This is a genomic window from Pseudomonas sp. S04, from assembly GCF_009834545.1.
GTDB lineage: Bacteria > Pseudomonadota > Gammaproteobacteria > Pseudomonadales > Pseudomonadaceae > Aquipseudomonas.
In genome coordinates this window covers 3,475,781-3,489,600 of record NZ_CP019427.1, presented here as the reverse complement: position 1 = coordinate 3,489,600, position 13,820 = coordinate 3,475,781, and the positions used below count along the sequence as shown (strand labels likewise).

Below are 13,820 nucleotides of genomic sequence, written 5' to 3'. Positions count from 1 at the left end.
GGACATCTCGTTGCCGACTGGTGTTTTTTCTGGTCCTCGGCCAGTCCAGCCTGTAGAAATGCCGAACTATCGTTGTACAAAGGAGCTATCCATGACATCCGGGCAGTGCCTGTGCGGGGCCGTACGTTTTACCCTGGAGGTAGAACCGCGCTATTTCTATCGCTGCCATTGCACCCTGTGCCGCAAGCAAACCGGGGTCGGCCATAACCTCGCGACGCTGGTCAAGGCGGCTGATTTTCGCTGGGTCGCAGGGCAGGAGCAGATCAGCAGTTGGCAAAAACCCAGCGGCTACCGCAACGACTTTTGTTCGTCATGTGGTTCCACGGTGCCGAATCCGCTGCGCCAGACCCCGTACTTCTGGATTCCCCTGGGGCTGCTGGAGGCTGAGCTGAGCATGGCGTGCATCGGCGATTTTTGCACCGGCGACGCCATGCCCTGGGACCAGCACCGCTCGCCGAACAATCACCGTGCGGCCCCGGAATCACTCGGGTTTATCCTGCAGGCCCTGCAGGTCGACGCTGATTGATTGAGGTGTTGCCGGCAAGCTGTCGACAAAGGCACGGATCTGCCGCGAACCGCGCAAGTGCAGGGTAGGGATGTGGGGCCCGATGGCCTGGCGCACCGTCTCGATGCCTGGGCGGTAGCCACGGTCGAAGTTCCACACGAAGTTCAGGAAGGTCAGGAACGCCCGGTCGATCTTCTCGCTGCAGCCTGCGGGAAGGTCGGGGCGAGGGCGGTTCATGACGCTGCGCCGGATCACTCGGGTGAAGCAGGTGAGCCGCGGTGTATCGAGCCAGATGATCAGGTCGGCACCGGGCAGGCGCAGGTCGAAGGTGCGCCGGGCATAGTTGCCTTCACAGACCCAGGCCTTTGGCGCAACCGCGGCCTTGACCCGGGCGCGGAATTGCTCGGCGTCTGGCTCGACCCAGCCAGGCTCCCAGAACAGCCTGTCCAAATGCACCACGGGCAGGCCAAGGCGGCTGCCGAGGGCGCGGGCCAGGGTAGATTTGCCGCTACCGGCGTTGCCGAGAATTACAATCCGTTGCATGAGCGCACTGCCTGTCGCGAAAAAAGCCGGCGATTGTGCCTAATGCCGATCAGTTAAGCGACAACAGGAACCTGTAGCAGCTGCCGAAGGCTGCGTTGGGTGGCGCAGCGACCCCAGCAATCTGGAGCAGTGTTGCCTATTACAACTTTCTGCAGGAGTTCCTGCCAGACAGTCGAGTTCCGCCGCCGCAAGGCGCTTGGCAGCGGGGTGAGCGAGCATTCAGCGAAGTCTTGGCGGTGTTGGCACCGGATCTGATTGTCTGCTTCAGCGTACGTAACGGTAAGTTGATTCGCTCGCTTGCCGGTGATGTGCCGGTGGCCGTGGTGAACCATCCCTCTTCGCGGTTTACCTATGCCAAAGTCAATCCAGTAATCGCTGAGCAAAAAGACCAAGCCTTGGTGCGCAAGACCCAAGGCCCCGCGTTCGTTGCCACTGCTGCCTTCGACCGCTGGAGCGAGGCCACCGCTTGTGCCTTGCCGACCCCCGGCCAACATCTTTCGGCGCAGGACAAAGCCGCACTCATTGCGCAGCGCAGGGAAGCAATGGCAGCACTTGATCAATCTTCAATGGCCTGGACCCAATGACAACCAACATCGCTAAACATACGCAAGCAGAGCAGAAACAGAGAGCCATCAAACGACTTGCACAAATATTCCGCGATCATTGGGAAGAGGGCAGGGTTGGTAGTACGCGGATTTTTGAGCACGTCGTTCCTGATGCGTGGCTGATATGCGCAAGGTCATCCAGCGGCGGCAGGTATAGAGAACACATCGTGCCCTGTGTCCTGATCCGCGACCAAAGCATGAAGATGTATCAGGCCGGCGAGTTGGTCGAAGCTGTGGCAATGATGATTGAGCGCCATCTGGCGATTGTTCTGATCTCGGAAGAAGAAAAAAACCGGATGGATAAGCAGCGTGGCTGGAAAACCACCATGCCTGAAGGTTGGGAGTTCGGCTCGGGAGATCCCTTTGCGCGACTCACCTCATGTGGCATTGAGTTCTCCTGATCAAACGCCTGGATGGATGGCTGCGTTCACCCGCAGCCTTTTAGGCGCACTCGAGCTAATCCCGCAAAAAACCGGATGAACCGTTGGGCGCTTGCTCCCGAAGATGATTTTTATCATCAGGCGATGAAACATTCGGTAGCATACCCGCCATTCTCAAGGAGGCTGGAACCATGGACCCGAACACAATGTTAGCTTTTACCCTGGTCGCTGCGATTGCCATCGCCAGCCCGGGGCCTGCGACCTTGATGGCGATCAACAACAGCCTGGCCCATGGTCAACGCAGCGCAATCTGGTCGTCGCTGGGCAATGCCAGTGGGCTGTTCTGCCTGTCGGCGGCCGCGATGCTGGGGTTGGGCGCGCTGCTTGCCAGTTCGGAATGGATGTTCAATATGGTCAAGATCGCTGGCGCCGGGTATTTGTTCTACCTGGGGGTCAAGCAGTTGCTCAACAAGACGCCATTGCTGGCTGATGGGATTGAGCAGGGGCAGAGCGTTCGCCCCAGCCCCTTTAAACTGTACCGGTCAGCGGTGGTGACCGCGCTCGCCAACCCCAAGGCGACGCTGTTCTTTACCGCGTTGTTCCCGCAGTTTATCGATCAAGGCGCAGCCCTGTTTCCACAATTCCTGATCCTGACCGGGATATTCATGGCGCTTTCGTTGCTGTCGTTGAGCCTGTATGCCGCGCTCGCCTCGCGCGCCAAGGGCATGCTGGCGCGACCTGAGTGGTCGCGCTGGGTCAGCCGCGTGGTGGGGGTAACTTTCATCGGGTTTGGTGCGGCGATTCTCGCGATGCGCCGGCAAACCGCCTGATCGTCTGGCGTTGGCACAAAGGCTCACCACACCAGCGCCCAGCTTAACCAGCCGCTGAGTAACGTGGCCGCCAACGCCACCAGCACCGTATTGAGGCAAGCGAGGGCGAAGCCGAACCTGATCAGTTCGCCTTCTTCCTCCGCCTGGGTTTTTGCCAGCCCCACGATCAACATGACAATCGATATCGAGCCGAGTGCGGCATGCCCTGCCGAACTGTTCTGCACCGCGGCCAACAATAGGCGCGCGGATTCGGGTAGCAGGGCGATGGCCGGCATGAAGATCGCGTTGCCGCCCACGTTCGAGCCGGTCATGTAGCCCGAGAGTGCACCGAACATCGTCACCAACGGCATCGCGGCGGTGGGTGAAAGGCCGGCCAGCAGTTGCATCAATCCCGCCAGGAAGCCGGCCTTGACCATGATCTGCGACATCGCCAGGAAGAAAAAAATCGTCAGCAACGGCCGCTTCGCCCGCGCCATCAGTGCCACCGGCAGACTGCCGTCCGACCCCACCTTGTGTGGTGTGGCCCGCGCATGCAGCCACACGCCGACCAGCACCAGCAGCAGGGCTACGCCAGGGGAGGCCAGGGGTTTCCAGGTGACCTGGGCACCAGACACCAGCCATTGATCCTGCCAGGAAGTCAGGGTCAGGATCAGCTTCAAGGAGACGATGCAGACAATCAGCACCAGGTACGGCCATGCCTGACGCGGCCAGTGCACGGCAATGCGCGGACTGGCGCTGCGTCGCACGCGCCACACTCCGCCAGCCAGCACCGCCAGGGCCGTCACCAGGGCCGCGGCAACACCGGCCACTTCCGGGCCCAGCCAGCGACTGGCGCTGTACAGCGCCGCCATAAACAACAGCCAGTAAATCCCCAGCGCCGCCCATGCCCGCAACTCACGCACACCCGCCAGATACAGCGCCAATCCACTGAGCAGCAAAAACACCGGCGCGCTGGTCAGTGCCGAGGTCGATGACAGTGCCCGGGCATCCAGGTGCGCCAGCGAAGCGCCTATCACCGAGGCCAGGCCGAGCGTGCCCCACGGCATGATCGCCATGCCCACCAGCGCAATGCGCAGCGCGACCCGGCGCTCGAAGAGGCTCAGCAGCAAGGGCACCGTGGCGATCAAGGACACGCCGAACCCGGTCATGGCTTCCAGCAGCGGCGCCAGGCCGAGCACGATGAACACCACCTGATCGCCGCTGCCCAGGCCCAATGAACGCACCCACTGGCTCAGCGCCAGGTTGACCCCCAGGCGTTCGATCACGATCACGAAGGCCAGGCCCGGCACAATCACGAAGGCGGTACTGGCAAACAGCACCGCCGTGTCCTTGAGGGCGGCCACCATGCTGCCCAGGTGCCAGGCATCGGCTGCACCGGCGAGCCACAGCAGCAGTACCAGCAGAGTGCCGGCGACGGCGGCCTGCACAGGTGGCCGCCGCAGCACGACGAGCATGGCGGTGACCAACAGGAACGGGGACAGATGAAACAGCGCGACCATGCCAATAATATCCTGTGTGGGTGCCCGGACAGCCGCGGGTGCGGTGTGTGGCCAAGATAATATTTCGCGGCAGTGGATAAAGGGTCGCGGTTTTCTGCTAGTTTTCGAGAAAATTTCTCGCGAGCCAGCATGATAAAAACCACTGCAACAAGCCAAGCCCTGGACAAATTCGACCGCGCGATCCTCGACCTGGTCCAGCGCGACAACACCATGGCGCTGCGCTTGATCGCCGAGCAGGTCAACCTCTCGACCGCCGCCGTCCAGCGACGCCTCAAGCGCATGGAGGAGGGTGGCGTGATCACCGGCAACGTCGCCATCGTCGACCCAACCGCCGTTGGCCGACCGATTACCATCATTGTCGAAGTGATGGCCGAGCGCACCAGCCTGGAGGCTCTGGAAGCCATGAAGGCCCACTTCGCAGTGCCCGAGGTGCAACAGTGCTATTACGTCACCGGGGAAGTGGACTTTGTCCTGGTGCTGACCGTCGCCAGCATGCAGGAGTACCAGGCCCTGGCAAGGCGCCTGTTTGCGGAGAATACCAACGTCACCTGGTTCAAGACGATTGTGGCGCTGGATCGGGTGAAGGTTGGGTTGGATGTGCCGAGTGGGGGTGGGTAATGGGTGGTTTGGTTTCTGGCGGCCTGTTGCTCATTGCGCTGGGCTGCTATCGGCCAGAAACCGAGGTTCTCTGTTTTAGAGCCAACGTCTGACCTGGCTGCAGTATTGCGTGAACTCTCTGCCGAAAAGGCTGGCAAGGGCCCGCTCCTCCGGCCCGATCTGGAAGCGGTTCATGTACATCACGAAGCCCGGCACGCCCAGCAGTGCCGGCGGCCAGGCGAGGAAGATTGACCAGGCTATCAGGACTGTGGCGAAACCTAAGTACATCGGGTTGCGTGTGTATCTGTAGACGCCCGAGCTGACCAGGGCCGAAGCGGTTTGCGGCTTCAGCGGGTTGACCGTGGTGCGGGCACGACGAAAGGACAGTACGCCGGCTAGACAAATGGCTACGCCTGCCAGCGCCACCACCAGCGCCAGGGCAATGCGCCACTCGATAGTCAGCTCCAGGGTGCCCGGTGAGTGTCGAGCTGCGAACCACATCAACAGACCGAACAGGGCAGCAACCAGCGGCGGAGGGATGCGGTTGTCCATGAGCAATTCCTATTTGAGACGAACTGGCTACTAGCGTGAGGGTTATAGCCGCTATAGGGTCAAGCCCCTTGAGTGCGATGGAGACTGCGGCGCAACTGACAGTTGCCCCGGAAGAGCATCCACTACGCTCGCAAAAACCGATCGGGCCGGCATGGGCCAAGGGCACTGGACGCTTTGTCGTCGACGATCTCCTCGCTGGCAAGACGTCCCACTATCGCCGCCAAAGTAACTCCGGGGTGCATTGCACACACATAGACGCCGCTGACTTTTGGTAGATAACCGATGATGGGGATGCCATCGGCGGGCATGGGCCTGAGCCCGACACAAGCCCATTGCGGCTCTATGGAAACAACCCCATGGAGTTCGTTGCGGATGGTCTTGGCAGTGCGGAGCGCTATCGCTGCTGGCTGATTCTCCATGGTGTTGTCCAGGTAATCTTCTGCCGCCAGCAACGCACCATCCGAACTTTGCCTCACTTCCATTTCAGGGCTGGAGATGAGGGTGTGCACGAGGTCGGGTTGGACCTTGTAACGGATGAAAATGGCAGGCGAGGCCTCTATTGGAAGGGGCACTTCAAGCCTATCTGTCAGCTTCGTGATACCTGTCCCGGCGGCCAATACCACAACATCGGCATCGATGATGCCCTGTGTTGTTTCGACTCCGGTTACCTTTGCACGCTGGGTTACGAAACCAAGAACTCGCGTCTGAGTGAGAATCTTCGCCCCGAATGCCTTGGCGCCGGCGATCAACGCATGGGTAGCTGCCACGGCGTCCAGCGCCCCTTCTTCAGCCGCATACAAAGCAGACTGAGGGGGATTTTTTAGATTGGGTTCAAGGTCGAGAATCTGCGATCGAGACACCTGGTTAGCTGAAGCCTGCAGCGCTCCATTCGGCATCGCGCTATAAGACAAAGCGCCTGTCCACCGTATCTCGAGATCCGGCAGCTGCGTTTCGAGGCGGCGGTACTCCTTGATTGCAGCACCGCGCAGTTGCGCAATGGGGTCAGGTTCACCGTGTGAGGTGTTGATCCATGCGAATGAACTTCCCGTCACTCCCGACGCTATACCTTCAGCCTCGACCACGGTGACATTCGCGCCTTTACTCGCGAGGTGGTGCGCCAGTGATGCGCCCACGATACCTGCACCAACGACTACGACTCGTTTGCCCTGAGTATTGCCCATATCAACCTCCATTCTGTCGACGCGCCGATGGTACGCCAGCTGGATGAATTCATGGCATGCATAAATGGGGACGTGCATAAATGGGGACCATAAATGGGGACCATAAATGGGGACGGATTTATTTTATCGTCCAGTGCGAAAGAGGGAAAAATAGATCCGTCCCCGTTCGAGTTCGTTCGAGTTACCATTCGAGTTCCGGGCTCACGGGAAGTTAAAGAGTACGAGTGGAGCAGCGATCATGAAATACGACGAAAGCTTGATTGAAGAAGCCGTTCTCGCCCTGTTGGTAACCTTCAGTGCGGATAACGGAAATACTTGGAAAGGGTACGATTTCGAGATCACGAACCGATTGCAAGAGCATGGATTCATCCGTGATCCGGTAAACAAGAGCAAATCCATCTGGTTGACGCCGGAAGGGATGGAACGAGGCCGCCAAATAGCCGATCGGCTGTTTGGGGTGAGAACTCAAGCGGAGCATGCCTCCAACTCGGGTACCTGACTCCATATCCAAGGCATGCAGTAGGTGGGGTTTATGGAACGCAGGCCTTCGCCAAGGTCCGCTTGCGCTCCACATGCACCCGGCCTCGCCAATAGATTGCGTGGGTGCAGGCGTTGCGCAATCGGACACCGAAGTGTTTGTGCACCTGGCGAAGGCTGCCTCGTTGCCCCAAGGAATCACCAGTCGTAGGTCAATTCCACCGACGCCACTCGCTCCTGACCGTAGTAGCAGCCGAACGCATAGTTACAGTCCGAGACGTACTCTCGGTCGAAGACGTTCTGCACGTTGAGGCTGGTGCGCACGCCGCGCAGGCCGGTGTCCAGCTTGCCCAGGTCATAGCTGACCGTGGTGTCGTAGACCACGAAGGCCGGCACGTCGAAGGAGTTGGCCGAGTCACCCGGCTTGCGTCCGGTGTAACGGGCGCCAGCACCGAAGGTCAAGCCATCGATGGTCGCCTGGGTGAAATGATAATCCACCCACAGCGAGGCCGAGACCGGTGCCGTGGCTTCGCTGCGGTTACCCTGATCGCCATAGGTGCTTTTGGTGTAGAAGGAGTCGATGTAGGTGGCCGCGGCCATGACGTCGACATTATCGAGACTGGACTTGGCTTCCAGTTCGATGCCACGAGAGCGCACTTCGCCATTCTGCGCCGAGTATTGCGGGTACTCGGTGTCGCCCGTCAGCACGTTTTTCTGTTTGACCTGGAACACCGAGGCAGTGATCAGCGTCTTGTCGTACGGCTGATATTTCACCCCGACTTCGTACTGCTCGCCTTCAGTTGGATCAAAGGCTTTGCCACCGCGCTCGGGTGCGGCAGTGCCCAGGGTCGGCAGGAAGGACTCGGAATAACTGACATAGGGCGCCAGGCCGAAATCGGTGACGTAGGTCAGGCCCACTCGCCCCGTGAACTGGTTGTCCCGTTGTGACGTGACGGTATGGGCCAGCAGGTCCTTGTTGTCGATTTCCGCCCAGTCCTGGCGGCCGCCGATGGTGAGGATCCACTTGTCCAGCCTGATCTGGTCCTGCAGGTACGCACCCGTCTGGCGAATGGTGTTGTCCCACTTGGTATCGAGCACCGGGGTTACGCTTGCGGTGTCGTAGTTGTTCTTGCCGTAAAGGTCGACCGGCAACACGTTGTAGGCGTTGTAGCCGTCGTACTTGCGGCTGAAGTGACGATAGTCGACCCCGGCCAGCGTGGTGTGCTCCAGGGCGCCGGTGTTGAATTTGTATTCCAGGTTGTTATCGACGGTGTAGGCGATGTTGTGCTGGCGCCAGTCCAGCTTGACGCGATTGGCCTGGGTCTGATCAACCACACCGGCATCATCGGTGACGAAGCTGCGCAGGTAGAAGCCTTTGTACTGGTCACGTACGTCGGTGTAGCGCGCAGTGGACCGGTACGTCAGGTCTTCGCTGAGGTTGTGGCTGAAGTCATAGCCCAAGATGTACTGGTCGCGCTTGTAGTCGTTGTAGCGCGAATCCCCGGAGAAAAAATCCCGTTTGATTTTCTGGCCAGTCGGACCGCGATCCAGGGAGCCAACCCGCGGCAGCGCCTGATAATCGGCCAGGCCATCGTCGCGCTGGATTTGCGCCAGCAGGGTCAACGACGTGTCGTCAGTGGGCGTCCAGGTCAGGCTGGGCGCCAGCAGCATGCGTTCGGTATTGGTGTGCGCGACCTGCTCATTGCCTTTCTTCGCCAGGCCCACCACGCGATAGGTGAATGCCTTCTGGTCGTCGAGCGGGCCGCTGGTGTCGAATGCACCATTGACCCGGTTGTAACTGCCCGCGCCGAGCTTGACCTGGCTGCGCTGTTCGCTGGTGGGTCGCTTGGACACCAGGTTGATAAGGCCGCCCGGCTGGTTCTGCCCGAACAGCACGGAGGAGGGGCCCTTGAGCACCTCAATGCGCTCCAGGGTGTAGGGGTCGATTTGCGGAGCCCCGCCCAGGCTGCCGGCATAAGGCACGTAGGCGCCATCGAAGTACAACGGGGTCGGGGCAAAACCTCGGCTGGTGATCTCGTCGGCGATAACATTGCGGTCGGTGAAACCGCCAGTGCTCAAGCCCGGCGTATAGCGCAGGGCCTGGGTCAGGTTGCGTGCGCCCTGCACGGCGACCTGATCGGCCGTCACCACGTTGATCGCCTGGGGGATTTCCAGGATCGGTGTATCGGTCTTGGTCGCGGTGGCGCTGCGGGTGGCGACATAACCGTCGACCGGTCCATAGGCCGACTCGATGGCCTGGCCGGAAATAGTGGTAGCACCTAACTGCAGCGCAGCGCCCGGCACCCTTGGCAGCAGCGAGTAGCTGCCGCTCGGCAGGAGAACCGCTTGCAAGCTGCTACCGGCCAGCAGCTTCTGCAGGCCGGCATCGGTGGTGTAGCGGCCGCGCAGCCCGGCGGTCTTCTGCCCGCTGGCGTGAACCGGATCGAACGAGATCGTCACGCCAGCAGTCGCGGCGAACTGGGTGAGTGCCGAACCCAGGGCTCCGGCCGGAATATCAAAGCTGGTTTCAATGTTGGTCTGTGCCCAGGCAGGCTGTGCAATCAGTACCGTACCCAGTGGCAAGGCGAGCGCCATTCCCAGCAGCGCGATATGCACCGCGCGGTTCAGGGGTTTGACGGCAGACTTGCGGAAGACTTTGCGCAGCTGGGGGGTGCGGGGGATCATGCGGTTTCCTTTCGCCCGATGGCAGTAAATGGCGGCGTCTATTTGCGCCTCTATCTACAAAGTCGAACGAGAATCAAAATCAACAACCCCCTTCGATAAATTTTCTGCAAAAACCCTCAAATGGCTTCGACGCGTGTCCAATAACGGCTGAAACGCCGCAGCCGCACGGGCAGGGTCGAGGTCAGGTTATCGAGGATGGCATCGCTGCTACCGAGGTGAAACGCGCCGGAAATCCGCAGGTCGGCGACCGCTGGAGCGCAGCCCAGATGACCTGGACGGTAACGCTGCAATTCGGTGATGAAATCTTCCAGGCGCCAGTCATCGATCACCAGCATGTCGCGGGTCCAGGCGTCGACCTGGGGACTGGAGCGCTGCGCCGTGCCGGTATCATTGCTGTCGAAGTCGAGCTGCTGCCCGGCATCCACTCGCACGGCCGGACCGAGACTGTTTGCGCTGCGCACCTCGACCGCATGTTCCTGCACGCTGACCCGCGTGCGCTGCGCGTCGTAGCGCACCACGAAGCGGGTGCCCAGGGCGCGAATGCTGCCCGATGGGGTATGCACGATAAAGGGCCGTGCCTGTTGGTCTGGCGCAGTCTCGATCTGGATCTCACCGCTGAGCAGGTGGATTTCGCGCAAGCTCGCGCTGTAGCGAATGTCCACTGCGGTCGCGGTATTGAGTCGCACCAGGCTGCCGTCATCCAGGAGCACCCGACGCCGTTCGCCGGTGGCGGTCCGCTGGTCGGCCATCAGGGTCGGCAAGGGTGTTGTGTTCCAGGCCAGCGAACCAGCCCCGCCAGCCGCCAAGACAATCGACAGGACCTTGAGCACGTCACGGCGTTTGGCCCGGGCACTGGTCAGTGTCGGCCGGGCGATACCCGGTGCGACCTGGCCGAGTTTGTCCTGCAGGCGGGTCAGGCGCTCCCATGCCTGGACATGGCGAGGGTCACACTCCAGCCAGCGTCGGTGTGCTTCTCGGATGGCGGCGTCGGGCACTTCTGTACGCAAGTCGACGTACCAGCGCGCTGCGGCTTCGAGTGTCGCGTGATCCAAGGCGAGCGGGCGCACTTCAGTCGTCTGCCAACAGCAGGCAATGCGTGAGGGCGCGCACCGCGTGTTTCTTGACCGTGTTCACCGAGACGTTCAGGCGTCGGCCGATCTCCACGTAGCTCAGCCCGTCGAGCTGTGCCAACAGGAAAATCTCACGGGTGCGCCCACCCAGGCCATCGAGCAGGCGGTCGATTTCCATCAGGGTTTCGATGATCAGGGTGCGGGTTTCAGGCGAGATATCGATCGGTTCGGGGCTGAGCGCGAGGGTTTCCAGGTACGCCTGTTCCAGGGACCGACGGCGGAACATATCGATCATCAAACTGCGCGCAATGGTGCTCAAGTAGGCGCGAGGCTCACGCAATTCAGGCGCCTTGCGTTGCGTCAGTACCCGGATGAACGTGTCCTGGGCCAGGTCCGCCGCGTTGTCGACACAGCCAAGCCGCTGGCGTAACCAGCCACAGAGCCACTGATGGTGATTCTCGTAGAGCGTCTGCACGGCATGTTGTTGAGAGTGGTCGACAGAGGACATGGGGGTGGCCCGCAACGAAGATATTTGATAATGACTCTCATTTTCTTCTAAGGTTTGCTGACTTGGCAATACCCTGACGCAATGAGTGCCTGTCGCAGCCAAATCCCACCTTTATCTAGACACTCCGCGGCCGTTGACTTTTTTCGTCGTCAAGGACAGTCGTAAGCATAGGTATTCGTTAGTTTTTTTTGATTTCGTGGTTGACGCCACGGTGGTAAAAAACGTTTAATTGCGCCGCGGCCCAGATAGCTCAGTCGGTAGAGCAGGGGATTGAAAATCCCCGTGTCGGCGGTTCGATTCCGTCTCTGGGCACCACCTTTTGTTTTCAGGTGCTTGCAATACCACCTGAAACAACCAAAAAACCCGCCTAGCGCGGGTTTTTTGTTGTCTGCGGTTTCCTACCGTAGCCTTGCAAGCCACTGAATTCAGATCCCGCAGAGCCTATGGCCGGCATTAGCCATGTTCAGGCTGTGGGCGTGTTCAACGTATTGAAGCGTTTGAGAATATTTTCGTACATCTTTGTGCGTCGGTGATGTTGACCATAACCACCGCCGGCAGCGACCGTTCCCGCCTGGATGTGGTCCAGATACTTGAAGATTTTTCGCGGTGAAAGAAACACAACCTTGTAGCCGATATCGATCAGCCCGTCCTGCAATGCATAGCCAGGTACTCGCTCATCGAGCTGAAAATGCAAGCCGTGCTGCTTGATGATTTTGCTGTTCCAAAGCGTACAAAAGCTCTTCAGGTGGGTTTCCCTGTAAGGTTTCGGATCTCTGGAGCGCAAACCTAGCGACAGCTTCAGGCGCCTGAAATGATGTTTCGCCAGGCGCGAAGTGAATCGCCAAAGTGTCCTGGGCACTCCTCGATTGAGTTGCTCAGTACAACCGACGGCGACGACTGTCGGATCTTGACGACAGTGCTCCAGCATCATCGTAAATACCTGTGGATCGAAAACGAATGTATCTGTATGCAGCAGAAACACGTAATCGGTATCAACCTTTTCCAGCGCCATATCCAGGGCGTTGCCGTGGGCAATGTGGCCTGGCTCTGGGGTGAGCGACTTGCGTTCAATCAAGTTGATCCAATCGAGTGAGCGCAAATACTCAGTGCTGGCATCCGCAGATCCGTTATCGACTACCCATACCGCAATGCCGGCTTTTTGTGCATGTGCAGATAAAAGATCCAGGCAGACCTTGGTCAAATCCAGGGTCTTGTAATTCACCAGAACGATACTGAAAAGGGGTTTCGACTCCGCGTTAAAGGTGCCCATGCTCGAAATGCTCAGATCCAAAAAAACCAAAAGATAAGGTTCCTACCTTATTTCAAGCTTAATTTTCTCCGAGTGCGGGTTGGCGAACGTTAGGCAGCGACCTTCCTTTACCTGCTCTATTCCTGGTCTCCAGTTTCCCAGCAGCACTCAACATGTCCTGAAACTTTGGACATTCAATATGCCGCGGAGCAGGGCAGGATGCTGCACGGCGAAGCTCGTCGCGTATGGCGCTAAGGCGTTCGATGGTGCGGTCCAGTTCGTCGGCCTTTTGTGCCAGGCGCTGGTGATCAATGGCGGGCTGGCCCTCGGCGTCCAGCATGGTGGCGATGTCGTCCAGGGAAAACGCCGCTGATTGCCCGAGGGCGATCAATGACAACTGCTGGAGTACATCCGCGCCGAACACGCGGCTCAAGCCACGGCGACCGATCGAGCGGATCAGGCCTTTTTCTTCGTAGTAGCGCAGGGTTGAAGCCGGCAGGCCGGAACGACGTGCCACTTCACCGATTTCCATCTCTTTCATGCTTGACCTCAAGTCGACTTGAACTTGCAGACTGCCCGGATCAAATCGCTAAAACAGGCCGAAGGCAAGGGGAGATGACATGGGAGTAGGGGAGGCGCTACTGCGCATTCTGTTGGTTGGCATGGGGGCGACGTTGATCATGGACTTGTCGGCGTTTATCCAGGCGCGGTTATTGGGCTTGGCGTCGCTGGACTACGGGCTCGTCGGGCGGTGGTTGGGGCACATGGTGCGAGGCCGCTTTTGGCACGCCTCGATTGTGACGGCGCCCCGAGTCAGGCATGAACGCCTGTTGGGTTGGGTGTTTCACTACCTCACCGGGTGTTTCTTCGCCACGCTGCTGGTTGGTGTCCAAGGACTCGCTTGGCTCCACAACCCCACGCTGCTGCCCGCATTGGTGGCGGGCCTGGTCAGTGTGATTGCGCCGTTTTTCATCCTGCAGCCCGCATTCGGCCTGGGCATCGCCGCTTCGCGAACCGCGGCGCCGAATGTGGCGAGGCGCAGGAGTGTGATCGCGCACCTGACGTTCGGTGTTGGGCTCTTTGTGGCGGGGTGGTTGTTGCTGCAGGGGTTTCCTGCGGGGTACTAGTGCGGGGTGAGC

Annotated in this window: 16 protein-coding genes and 1 tRNA gene; 8 read left to right on the top strand and 9 right to left on the bottom strand. The window is 59.7% G+C overall.

The annotated features are described in order from the left end of the window. Positions 1 to 91 precede the first annotated feature (91 nt). A complete protein-coding gene (locus tag PspS04_RS15345; RefSeq protein ID WP_159996317.1) occupies positions 92 to 526 on the top strand; it encodes a GFA family protein in 435 nt (144 codons plus the stop codon). Here the strand turns inward: PspS04_RS15345 and PspS04_RS15340 are convergent. Beyond that, positions 482 to 1,048 (bottom strand): AAA family ATPase, encoded by a 567-nt coding sequence (locus tag PspS04_RS15340; RefSeq protein ID WP_159996315.1) that lies wholly within the window; start codon positions 1,046 to 1,048, stop codon positions 482 to 484. The genes PspS04_RS15345 and PspS04_RS15340 overlap by 45 nt on opposite strands. A 95-nt stretch (positions 1,049 to 1,143) precedes the next feature. On the opposite strand from PspS04_RS15340, the gene PspS04_RS15335 reads away from it, so the two are divergent. The 3 genes from PspS04_RS15335 to PspS04_RS15325 all read left to right on the top strand — a co-directional run bounded on the left by PspS04_RS15335 (position 1,144) and on the right by PspS04_RS15325 (position 2,863). Next, positions 1,144 to 1,632 (top strand): hypothetical protein, encoded by a 489-nt coding sequence (locus PspS04_RS15335; RefSeq protein ID WP_159996313.1) that lies wholly within the window; start codon positions 1,144 to 1,146, stop codon positions 1,630 to 1,632. Continuing rightward, complete coding sequence (locus tag PspS04_RS15330) at positions 1,629 to 2,054, top strand: hypothetical protein (RefSeq protein ID WP_095168658.1); 426 nt, start codon at positions 1,629 to 1,631, stop codon at positions 2,052 to 2,054. The genes PspS04_RS15335 and PspS04_RS15330 overlap by 4 nt, the downstream gene beginning before the upstream one ends. Positions 2,055 to 2,224: 170 nt before the next feature. Then, positions 2,225 to 2,863 (top strand): LysE family translocator, encoded by a 639-nt coding sequence (locus PspS04_RS15325; protein ID WP_095168660.1) that lies wholly within the window; start codon positions 2,225 to 2,227, stop codon positions 2,861 to 2,863. A gap of 23 nt (positions 2,864 to 2,886) precedes the next feature. On the opposite strand, the gene PspS04_RS15320 is transcribed toward PspS04_RS15325, so the two are convergent. Continuing rightward, complete coding sequence (locus PspS04_RS15320) at positions 2,887 to 4,362, bottom strand: L-lactate permease (RefSeq protein ID WP_159996311.1); 1,476 nt, start codon at positions 4,360 to 4,362, stop codon at positions 2,887 to 2,889. Positions 4,363 to 4,491: 129 nt separating this feature from the next. Here PspS04_RS15320 and PspS04_RS15315 point away from each other — a divergent pair, with 129 nt between their 5' ends. Continuing rightward, a complete protein-coding gene (locus PspS04_RS15315; protein WP_095168664.1) occupies positions 4,492 to 4,980 on the top strand; it encodes an Lrp/AsnC family transcriptional regulator in 489 nt (162 codons plus the stop codon). A gap of 75 nt (positions 4,981 to 5,055) precedes the next feature. On the opposite strand, the gene PspS04_RS15310 is transcribed toward PspS04_RS15315, so the two are convergent. Both PspS04_RS15310 and PspS04_RS15305 read right to left on the bottom strand, forming a co-directional pair. Then, entirely contained in the window at positions 5,056 to 5,511 is a 456-nt protein-coding gene (locus PspS04_RS15310; RefSeq protein ID WP_159996309.1) for a methyltransferase family protein, read from the bottom strand. 122 nt (positions 5,512 to 5,633) lie between these two features. Then, the gene (locus PspS04_RS15305) at positions 5,634 to 6,770 is read right to left on the bottom strand and encodes an NAD(P)/FAD-dependent oxidoreductase (protein ID WP_335929795.1); all 1,137 of its coding nucleotides are present in this window, start codon (positions 6,768 to 6,770) and stop codon (positions 5,634 to 5,636) included. 160 nt (positions 6,771 to 6,930) lie between these two features. Here PspS04_RS15305 and PspS04_RS15300 point away from each other — a divergent pair, with 160 nt between their 5' ends. Then, entirely contained in the window at positions 6,931 to 7,191 is a 261-nt protein-coding gene (locus tag PspS04_RS15300) for a DUF6429 family protein (RefSeq protein ID WP_159996307.1), read from the top strand. 176 nt (positions 7,192 to 7,367) lie between these two features. On the opposite strand, the gene PspS04_RS15295 is transcribed toward PspS04_RS15300, so the two are convergent. The 3 genes from PspS04_RS15295 to PspS04_RS15285 all read right to left on the bottom strand — a co-directional run bounded on the left by PspS04_RS15295 (position 7,368) and on the right by PspS04_RS15285 (position 11,432). Beyond that, positions 7,368 to 9,854 (bottom strand): TonB-dependent siderophore receptor, encoded by a 2,487-nt coding sequence (locus PspS04_RS15295; protein WP_159996305.1) that lies wholly within the window; start codon positions 9,852 to 9,854, stop codon positions 7,368 to 7,370. A 116-nt stretch (positions 9,855 to 9,970) separates the two neighbouring features. After that, complete coding sequence (locus PspS04_RS15290; RefSeq protein ID WP_159996303.1) at positions 9,971 to 10,921, bottom strand: FecR domain-containing protein; 951 nt, start codon at positions 10,919 to 10,921, stop codon at positions 9,971 to 9,973. Between the two features lies 1 nt (position 10,922). Further along, positions 10,923 to 11,432, bottom strand: coding sequence for a sigma-70 family RNA polymerase sigma factor (locus tag PspS04_RS15285; RefSeq protein ID WP_159996301.1), 510 nt, complete (start codon positions 11,430 to 11,432; stop codon positions 10,923 to 10,925). Positions 11,433 to 11,671: 239 nt separating this feature from the next. Here PspS04_RS15285 and PspS04_RS15280 point away from each other — a divergent pair. Beyond that, positions 11,672 to 11,747: transfer RNA gene (locus PspS04_RS15280), tRNA-Phe, on the top strand. 148 nt (positions 11,748 to 11,895) lie between these two features. Here PspS04_RS15280 and PspS04_RS15275 read toward each other — a convergent pair. Next, positions 11,896 to 12,702, bottom strand: a complete 807-nt coding sequence (locus PspS04_RS15275) for a glycosyltransferase (protein ID WP_159996299.1) — start codon at positions 12,700 to 12,702, stop codon at positions 11,896 to 11,898. Between the two features lie 58 nt (positions 12,703 to 12,760). Next, entirely contained in the window at positions 12,761 to 13,222 is a 462-nt protein-coding gene (locus PspS04_RS15270; protein ID WP_159996297.1) for a helix-turn-helix domain-containing protein, read from the bottom strand. 79 nt (positions 13,223 to 13,301) lie between these two features. On the opposite strand from PspS04_RS15270, the gene PspS04_RS15265 reads away from it, so the two are divergent. Next, positions 13,302 to 13,808 carry a DUF2938 domain-containing protein gene (locus PspS04_RS15265; RefSeq protein WP_159996295.1) on the top strand — a complete coding sequence of 169 codons (507 nt, stop codon included), beginning with the start codon at positions 13,302 to 13,304 and terminating at the stop codon, positions 13,806 to 13,808. Positions 13,809 to 13,820 lie beyond the last annotated feature (12 nt).

Coding starts and splice junctions, on each gene's coding strand:
- PspS04_RS15305 (WP_335929795.1), bottom strand. CDS start 6,770: ATGCACGTCCCCATTTATGCATGCCATGAATTCATCCAGCTGGCGTAC.
- PspS04_RS15310 (WP_159996309.1), bottom strand. CDS start 5,511: ATGGACAACCGCATCCCTCCGCCGCTGGTTGCTGCCCTGTTCGGTCTG.
- PspS04_RS15270 (WP_159996297.1), bottom strand. CDS start 13,222: ATGAAAGAGATGGAAATCGGTGAAGTGGCACGTCGTTCCGGCCTGCCG.
- PspS04_RS15325 (WP_095168660.1), top strand. CDS start 2,225: ATGGACCCGAACACAATGTTAGCTTTTACCCTGGTCGCTGCGATTGCC.
- PspS04_RS15330 (WP_095168658.1), top strand. CDS start 1,629: ATGACAACCAACATCGCTAAACATACGCAAGCAGAGCAGAAACAGAGA.
- PspS04_RS15300 (WP_159996307.1), top strand. CDS start 6,931: ATGAAATACGACGAAAGCTTGATTGAAGAAGCCGTTCTCGCCCTGTTG.
- PspS04_RS15265 (WP_159996295.1), top strand. CDS start 13,302: ATGGGAGTAGGGGAGGCGCTACTGCGCATTCTGTTGGTTGGCATGGGG.
- PspS04_RS15285 (WP_159996301.1), bottom strand. CDS start 11,432: ATGTCCTCTGTCGACCACTCTCAACAACATGCCGTGCAGACGCTCTAC.
- PspS04_RS15320 (WP_159996311.1), bottom strand. CDS start 4,362: ATGGTCGCGCTGTTTCATCTGTCCCCGTTCCTGTTGGTCACCGCCATG.
- PspS04_RS15275 (WP_159996299.1), bottom strand. CDS start 12,702: ATGGGCACCTTTAACGCGGAGTCGAAACCCCTTTTCAGTATCGTTCTG.
- PspS04_RS15345 (WP_159996317.1), top strand. CDS start 92: ATGACATCCGGGCAGTGCCTGTGCGGGGCCGTACGTTTTACCCTGGAG.
- PspS04_RS15295 (WP_159996305.1), bottom strand. CDS start 9,854: ATGATCCCCCGCACCCCCCAGCTGCGCAAAGTCTTCCGCAAGTCTGCC.
- PspS04_RS15340 (WP_159996315.1), bottom strand. CDS start 1,048: ATGCAACGGATTGTAATTCTCGGCAACGCCGGTAGCGGCAAATCTACC.
- PspS04_RS15315 (WP_095168664.1), top strand. CDS start 4,492: ATGATAAAAACCACTGCAACAAGCCAAGCCCTGGACAAATTCGACCGC.